General features: G+C 42.6%; 9 protein-coding genes and 2 pseudogenes. All 11 read right to left on the bottom strand.

Annotated features, from left to right (window positions below):
* Window positions 1–59: 59 nt before the first annotated feature.
* Window positions 60–368 (bottom strand): DUF5966 family protein, encoded by a 309-nt coding sequence (locus SMIDD26_RS08415; RefSeq protein WP_134990255.1) that lies wholly within the window; start codon window positions 366–368, stop codon window positions 60–62.
* Window positions 361–605, bottom strand: a pseudogene (locus tag SMIDD26_RS13240) (DUF5962 family protein). Before SMIDD26_RS13240 ends, SMIDD26_RS08415 begins: the two are co-directional and overlap by 8 nt.
* 138 nt (window positions 606–743) lie before the next feature.
* Window positions 744–1,094: pseudogene (locus SMIDD26_RS08420) on the bottom strand (hypothetical protein); the annotation flags it as partial.
* Window positions 1,084–1,716 carry a response regulator transcription factor gene (locus SMIDD26_RS08425; protein ID WP_061439817.1) on the bottom strand — a complete coding sequence of 211 codons (633 nt, stop codon included), beginning with the start codon at window positions 1,714–1,716 and terminating at the stop codon, window positions 1,084–1,086. The pseudogene SMIDD26_RS08420 and the gene SMIDD26_RS08425, both read right to left, overlap by 11 nt.
* 13 nt (window positions 1,717–1,729) lie before the next feature.
* A complete protein-coding gene (locus SMIDD26_RS08430) occupies window positions 1,730–2,725 on the bottom strand; it encodes an envelope stress sensor histidine kinase LiaS (RefSeq protein WP_061439818.1) in 996 nt (331 codons plus the stop codon).
* Window positions 2,722–3,420 (bottom strand): cell wall-active antibiotics response protein LiaF, encoded by a 699-nt coding sequence (liaF, locus tag SMIDD26_RS08435; RefSeq protein WP_050141810.1) that lies wholly within the window; start codon window positions 3,418–3,420, stop codon window positions 2,722–2,724. Before liaF ends, SMIDD26_RS08430 begins: the two co-directional genes overlap by 4 nt.
* Window positions 3,421–3,496: 76 nt before the next feature.
* Window positions 3,497–4,507, bottom strand: coding sequence for a type 2 isopentenyl-diphosphate Delta-isomerase (gene fni, locus SMIDD26_RS08440; protein WP_061439819.1), 1,011 nt, complete (start codon window positions 4,505–4,507; stop codon window positions 3,497–3,499).
* On the bottom strand, window positions 4,491–5,498 hold the full coding sequence (locus tag SMIDD26_RS08445) for a phosphomevalonate kinase (protein WP_061439820.1): 1,008 nt from the start codon (window positions 5,496–5,498) through the stop codon (window positions 4,491–4,493). Before SMIDD26_RS08445 ends, fni begins: the two co-directional genes overlap by 17 nt.
* Window positions 5,485–6,438, bottom strand: a complete 954-nt coding sequence (gene mvaD / locus SMIDD26_RS08450; protein ID WP_061439821.1) for a diphosphomevalonate decarboxylase — start codon at window positions 6,436–6,438, stop codon at window positions 5,485–5,487. Before mvaD ends, SMIDD26_RS08445 begins: the two co-directional genes overlap by 14 nt.
* Window positions 6,420–7,298 (bottom strand): mevalonate kinase, encoded by an 879-nt coding sequence (mvk, locus tag SMIDD26_RS08455; RefSeq protein WP_061439822.1) that lies wholly within the window; start codon window positions 7,296–7,298, stop codon window positions 6,420–6,422. The genes mvaD and mvk overlap by 19 nt, the downstream gene beginning before the upstream one ends.
* A 174-nt stretch (window positions 7,299–7,472) precedes the next feature.
* Window positions 7,473–7,716 (bottom strand): LPXTG cell wall anchor domain-containing protein (locus SMIDD26_RS12325; protein WP_167747504.1); only part of this gene is annotated, 244 nt, incomplete at its 5' end.

Consider the following 7,716-nt stretch of genomic DNA (forward strand, 5'->3'; position numbering starts at 1 on the left):
AATTCTGTAATTTAGCCCCTATATAAAAAACAGCTGAACAACCTTGTTCAACTGTTTTTTTACTCTCTTTCCCAACTGATAATTTTTAAAATACCAAAGACAAGAAAGGCTAGATTAAAAGTTACATAAAATACTGTAAAACTGATCAGACCATTCTGGGATAAATCTTCCACATAAAGGGTCGGTTCAGTAAAGAACAGATAAATTCCATAGCCCTCCACGAAAATAAGAAAACTGACAAAACCAATCAGGAAAAGTCCACTGGCAATAAGGAAGAGCCTCCATAAAAGAATGAGAATTCCTCCTACTGCTAAAAAAATAACTGGTATAAGGAGTAAATCATTCATGACATTATCCTTTCTAGTCAATCAACTGACGATAATGGATAGCAAGAGAGAAATCAAACTCTTCTATTTTTTGAACTAAGTCCAAATACTCCTCTTTTTCATGTTCTTCAAAGTCCTCGCCTCTATGATTTTGAAGAGCGATTTCCAGTTGGCTAGTGAGTTCTCGTTTAGAAAAACTGTTAATCCCCCGTCACTTCCTCATAATGTTCCTTTAGCTCCTTGTAGGCTTGGTACAGGTGTTTGAAATCCCTGTACCAAGGCCTCTTCTAATTAATAATAGTTATCTTCCATCATAATCGTTACCTCGTTTCTTTCTATCTTTATTCTACCGCGCTTTTCTTGTCCGCTATTTGTATATATTTTTTAATCTAATTCAAAAGAAAGCTGTTCCTGCTTTTATTTTCCTTTTTCGTGGAATTGTCTTAAGGCTTAATCAATAATATTTAAATCCGTTTCTGTTTCAATCAATGGCGCGAGTACATCGTATTCAGCCTTTTTAGTTTGATAACCCGCTTCCTTGTAAAAGCTCTTGTCCACTTCAAGCTGGGTAACTGCTAGGTCGTCCTTGATATGGTCAATCGTGTTCTGAATCCGCTGTATCGTTCCCAAAGCCGAGTTCAAACCCAAACTAACACTGTATTGGTTTTGACCAACAATCTTTATAATCACCTGTTCTGGCATGGGCTGATTTAGCCCTAAGGTTAGCCATTTCTCCAACACTATTTTTACATAACTATTAAAAGTCCTCACGCCCTACCAAGTGATGCTGGAAGGCATAGACTGCAGCCTGGGTACGATCGCTGACTTCAAGTTTGGCAAGAATGTTGGACACGTGGGTCTTAACCGTCTTGAGAGAGATAAAAAGTTCGTCTGCGATACGCTGATTTTCATAGCCCTTGGCGATGAGTTGGAGTACATCTCGCTCACGCGCAGTCAGGTCCTCATGTAGTTCTATGTGATTGCGGTGGTATTCGACTTTTTTGCTGACCTCTTGCTCAATGGCCAACTCCCCAGCAGCCACCTTACGGACAGCATGGAGTAGTTCGTCGGCACTAGAAGTCTTGAGCATATAGCCTTTGGCACCAGCATCTAAGACTGGCATAATTTTTTCATTGTCCAAATAAGAGGTCACAATCAAAATCTTGGCTTCAGGCCATTCTTTAAGGATAGCTAAGGTCGCGTCAATTCCATTCATCTCAGGCATGACAATATCCATGACAATGACATCTGGACGCAGTTCCAATGCCAAGTCAATACCTTGAGACCCATTTGCAGCCTCGCCCACAACTTCTACATCGTCTTGGAGGTCAAAGTAGCTTTTCAAGCCCAATCGGACCATTTCGTGGTCATCTACTAGTAAAATTTCCATCTTTACTCCTTTATCATTCCTTATCGAGCAGGGGAATACGGATATCAACTGCCAGCCCTTGCTTGGGAGCTGTTAATAACTGAACCGTCCCTGCCATATCTTCAACCCGCTCCTTGATATTGCGGAGTCCATAACTCAAGTCATCTAAACTCGCTAACTGAAAACCAATTCCATTGTCCACCACTTTCAGCTGCAATTCAAAATCTGTCTGATAGAGATAGACATCCAGACAAGATGCCTGGGCATGGCGGAGAGTATTGCTGATCAATTCTTGCAGGATACGGAAGATATGCTCCTCGATTTTCTTGGGCAATTTCGTCACATTTTGCTTGAAACTAACCTTGAGATCACTCTTGTCCTCAAGCTCTTTTAAGAGGATTTGAATCCCTTCAACCAGACTCTTCTGCTCCAGTTCAACTGGTCGCAAATGCAAGAGCAAGACCCGCAAATCCTTCTGGGCTGTTTCTAAAATAGCTGTGACACTCTGCAACTGGGTCTGCATCTTTTCTCTATCCAATTTCAAAGACTGCTGGCTGACACCTGACAAAATCATGTGGGCCGCAAACAACTCCTGACTGACTGTATCGTGCAAATCCCGAGCAATCCGCTTCCGTTCTTTCTCGATGATTTCCTCTTCCTGAGCAAGGCTGTGATTTTCAGCCTTTTGAAGTGCTTCTGTCAAAAGGTTAAGTTTGCCAGACAAAGACTTGAAACTGGCATCCAAATCTGGATCTGCAACCTGAACCACTTCTTGTCCTGCTAATAAACGCTTGAGATTAGTCTGCATTTTTCTTAGAGAAAGCTCTTCAACACCTCGCCAAAACAGGGCTAAGAGACAGGTCATGGACATGCTGAATACCAACAACAAAAAAATAAATTTTTCTGTTTTTTCGACATCGTGCAAGAAAATAGACCAGTCAAAATCAAGGATTTCCATCAAGCTGTGGGAGAAAAATAAGACAAACAGGATGGAGGTGAGAGTAATGATTACATAAGCTTGTTTTTTCATCCTCTGACTACCTCCACATCCCCAATCATAGTAGTCAAGAAAATCTTGACACTCTTGTTACTCTTGAGATAATCTTTCGTTTCCTGATGATAGTGTTCATTTCGGAGGGCTCGCTTGGGCTGGTTGAAAAAAGTCAAATCCCCATAGAGACAGTTAACGCTGAGACTGACTTCCACATCTACAGGTACGATGATTTTGGTCGTGCCTACCATCTTTCTGAGGATAATGACATTATCATGATTGGTTAGGATAACCCTCTCCAGATGAATAGTGTCCTTGCCCATGAGGCGAAAGAGATTGATATCATCAAACTGGCAAGTTTGGTAGCTTGAAAAATGATGGAGATTTCCAAACCAACGATTTTTCTCCTTCTTAACCGTTACCACCTCTTCGAAAACCAAATTGGTCTGCTCTTTTTCCTGGTTCATCATCGGATAAAGAAGAAAGAGGCTATAGATGACTGCAACAAAAATAGCTAGAATCACAAAAGGATTGAGCATGACGATGAAAAAGAAGAGAATGGTTGCCACTACTAAAAGAAGGTTATTGCCCTCTTTACCAGTGTAATAGCGAATCAAAAGCAAAAAGAGGAATAGTATCAGCAGAAAACGCGAAAAATGCTCTGATACCATCAAAATCAGAGCTCCTGTCAAAAGACAGGTTTCGATAAATAAAAAGATTTTAAATTTTCTCATAGGTTCATCCTCTCCCTTCTATTTTATCACAATTCAAAAAAGTCACCTCAGTCTGAGGATGGAAAAAAGGCGCTGGTTACGCCTTTTTCATCTGATCCTTTGCTTCTTTTAATTTTCCATAAAGAAGATAGTCTACTTTTTGCAGATCTGCTATGGTGCCACAATTAAGAGCACACATAATCAAGCGTAGATCTGCTTTCCAGCCTTGGACAATGCCAATCACTTCTTCAACTGAATAGGTTTCAACCAATTCCAGAACTGTTCGAGACAGTCCCACGGCCTTGGCACCAAAGACCAAGCACTTAATCATATCCAGTGGATTGCGAACGCCTCCACTAACCAAGAGTTCGACCTTGTCTTTCCAGTCTTGGGCATTGAGAAGGGCCTGCATGGTAGACTGGCCCCATTGATTGAGATAATCACGCTGACCACTGCGACGGTTTTCGATATAGGCAAAGCTGGTACCGCCACGACCTGATAGGTCAACAGTTCGAACACCCAATTCATAGGCTCTCTCGATGGTCTTCACATCCATTCCAAAGCCGACTTCCTTTAGGACAATCGGAACAGGAATTTGCTTGCTATAGTCTGCCAGATGCGATTGCCAGCTTCTGAACGTTCTTTCTCCCTCAGGCATGAGTAATTCCTGCATGACATTGACATGCACTTGCAAGAGAACAGGATGCATCTCTTCTACAGTCCTAAGTCCCAACTCAACAGGCTTGTCCAATCCAATATTGGTTCCAAGAAGGAGATTTGGATGGCTATACTTGACAGAAAATGAGGCATCTGTAGGATCTTTGAGGGCTGCGCTATAAGAACCTGTCACAAACAAAATCCCACAGGCATCTGCCACCTGAGCCAACTTTTGATTGATTTCTTTACCTTTTTCACTCCCACCCGTCATAGCATTGATATAGAAAGGAAAGTCCCACTTTCGACCAGCAAATTCTGTCGACAGATCGATTTCATCCAGATTGTAAAGAGGCAGGGAAGAATGAATCAACTCCACCTCATCAAAGCTATTATAAGAACTTTTCTGCTCAAGGGCATAGCGGATGTGCTCATCCTTACGATTTGTCGTCATGTCCTATCCTTTCTTGGTATAAGAGCTCAATCCCCAGATCGGCCCAGCGAGTTTTTAAGGTTTCAGTTGAGTGCACATCAAAACTCAAGGCAATACCACAATCACCACCACCAGCGCCGCTACTCTTAGCAACAGCTTGCAAATCTTGACTAGCTTCTTTCAACTGTCTAAGCGAAGGCGTGTAAATATCTGCGCTCAAGCCTTCTAAGAGCTTACTGGCGACTTCTACTTGCTCGATAATTTTTTCTGCTTCCCCCTGCTCCAAGGCTTCTACCAAAGAAACCACCGTTTCTTTTGAGGAACTTAAAAAATTCTGATTGATATTTTGCTTGATTTGTTGAACCATATCACTCGATACAGCCACTTCCTTGGTCCATCCCACTAGGAAATCACATTCTAAGGCAGGTTGTACGTGTGAGATTGAAAAGCCCCAATCACGCTCTAAAACTGTCGCCAACTTTTCTTCTTTTAGCCAAGCAGCCACCTTCTGGCGATCAAATGACTGGTAGAGAACCAATTCCTCTGCCACAATACAGGCAAGGTCTCCCATAGAACCATTGTCTCCGCGCTTGAGCAAGACAGCACTGGCCAGCTTGAACAATAGCTCCTGATCAACCGAAAGATTATACAGAGCCAGCAAAGCCTTGATGACCAAAACAACGACGCTGCCACTAGAACCTAGACCAAACTTTTTCCCTTCCCGTTCCATTTTTCCTCGAATTTCCAAAGAAAAAGGTCGCAAAGTCTGCCCACGATGAACGAGGAAATCTTCCACTAAAGCAATCGTTTCTTGAATCAAGCTATAGTCAGGATTTAGCGTCAAGTCTACTGCGAAATCAAACATATCCGAATAAATACGGTAACTATCAGAAAAAGCAATCTCGCCCTTCATATAGATGGGAATGGCCTTTATCAATGCTAACTGCCCTGGCTCTAAAATAGCATATTCGCCTGCCCAATAGAGTTTTCCACAAGTTTTAACAGCAATCATCTTGGCTCAAATCCTTTGTTTTTGACACAATCAAGCGATAACGTTGACCGAAGATTTCTGATAAATGCTCCAAGTCTTTCTCTTGACAGAGAACCTTGACATTGGGACCAGCATCCATGGTAAAGTAGCAGGATTCTCCTTGCTCACGGAGTTGAAGAACAAAGTCCATGGCTTCATAGCTTGCATCAGTCAGATAAGAAAAGGCTGGTGATGCTGTTTTGGTCGTAGCATGCATAGCCAGGGCATTTTTCTCAGTCAATTCCCCAACCTTGGCAAAATCATTTTCCTTGAGATAAACCAACATATCCTGATAGTCCTTCTCAGACTGACGCACCCAGTCGTCAAAAGTCGTCGAGGTTTCCACACAGAGTTTCATCCCGTCACGGCTAGAAATTGGTTTTTTCTTGTCCTCTATCACCAACATAATCATAGCTAGTTTCAAGTCTGTCTCTACAGGGTAAATTTCCCCGCTATCCTTATCCCAGGCACCGAGTGGTCCATAAAAACTCCGAGAAGAAGAGCCTGAGGCAAACTTAGCCTCCTGTGCCAACTGACTTCTATCCAATCCAAGCTTGAAATAAGCATTGCAAGCCTTGACCAAGGCAGACAAACCACTGGAACTTGAGGACAAGCCAGCTGCAGTAGGCATATTGTTTTGAGTATCAATACGGACAAAGCCCTCACCAGCTGGACGATAACGGTCAATAATCTTACTCATCTTGGCATGCTCCGCCTCATTTTGTAGCTGACCATTGATATAAAAGGCATCAGCTGTCGCATTCGTCGGTAGAGATGACAAAGTTGTCTCCGTATACATATTTTCCAAAGTCAGAGAAATACTGCTAGTAGCAGGCACCATCTCTTTTTCTTTTTTCTTTCCCCAATATTTGATAATAGCAATATTTGCGTAGGAACGTACTGTTACAGGCTCTCTATCCATGTCTGAACAGCTCCTTTCTCTTCTAATCTTTCTGCTAGTTCTTGAGCTTGTGTCAAATCGGCTACCAAGGCTATGATACAGCCTCCTAGCCCACCACCGCTCATCTTGGAACCCAGAGCACCATGGCTAAGAGCCGTTTCAACCAAAGAATCTGACTCAGGGCTACTAACACCAATTTCTTTTAGATGTAAATGCGCTTGACTAAGGATTTGTCCCAGTCCTTCAGCCTCTTTTCGTCTAATCGCATCCTCTGCCTGCTGGCTCAATTCTCCCAAGGCATGTAAAAACGGTAGGGCATCCTTACCCTTGTTTTGAACCACTTGAATCGCTTCACGAGTGTGACCATAAACACCCGTATCGGCAATCACCAAATAGGCGGATAAATCCATCTCAAGCTCTGTAAATCCTACGTTCTTGATAAAGCGAATAGGTTGGTCACTAAGACAGGTCTTAGCATCCAAACCACTAGGATTCATATGGGCAATCATCTCCGCCCGATTGACCAAGATTTCTAGTACATCATGAGGCAGTTCTGCCTGATAGTAGTCAAATACCGCACGAATAGCTGCTATGCTGATAGCTGCTGACGAACCCATTCCCCGTTTTTCAGGGATAGCCGAGTCAATCTCACAGCGAATGCAAGCCTCTTCGATAGCCAAATACTCAAGCGAGGCATAAACCGCCATAGACAAGGTATCCTCCTCATAGAGACGCCAAGGACTCGCTGCAGGAACTACCTTACAAGTCACTTCCACCTCCAAAAGAGGCAGGGAGATAGCAGGATAACCGTAAACAACCGCATGCTCCCCTATTAAAATAATCTTACTATGTGCCTGACCGACACCAACTTTTTTTGTCATATTTTCCTTTTGCTAGACGAAAAAGCCGTCTCATTTTTTCATACAAGTATTGCTTCTCTCCTATCTATTTTATTATATTTTCACAAAAAAAGCGATTGTTTCCTTCACAATCGCTTTTCCCATTATAGGGATATATTTCCATCATTTTATTATTTAAACGATTTCTAGCATATCCTATTCTTCTCGTTTTTTAGAAAATACCGTAAAGGCACCTAGGATAGATAAGCCACCTAGAGCTACCAACCATTCATCTTGTTGACTACCTGTCTGAGGTAATTCATCCTTCTTGTTCACTTCAGTACTTCCTTGATTCCAATCTTCTGAAGAAATTGAGGTCGGAGTTGGTGTTGGTTGCGGTTCTGGTTTTGGTTCTGGCTTAGGCTCTGGTTTTGGCTCCGGTTTTGGTTCCGGCTTAGGC

Origin of the sequence: Streptococcus mitis (assembly GCF_001579035.1) — a bacterium.
Classification (GTDB): domain Bacteria; phylum Bacillota; class Bacilli; order Lactobacillales; family Streptococcaceae; genus Streptococcus; species Streptococcus mitis_J.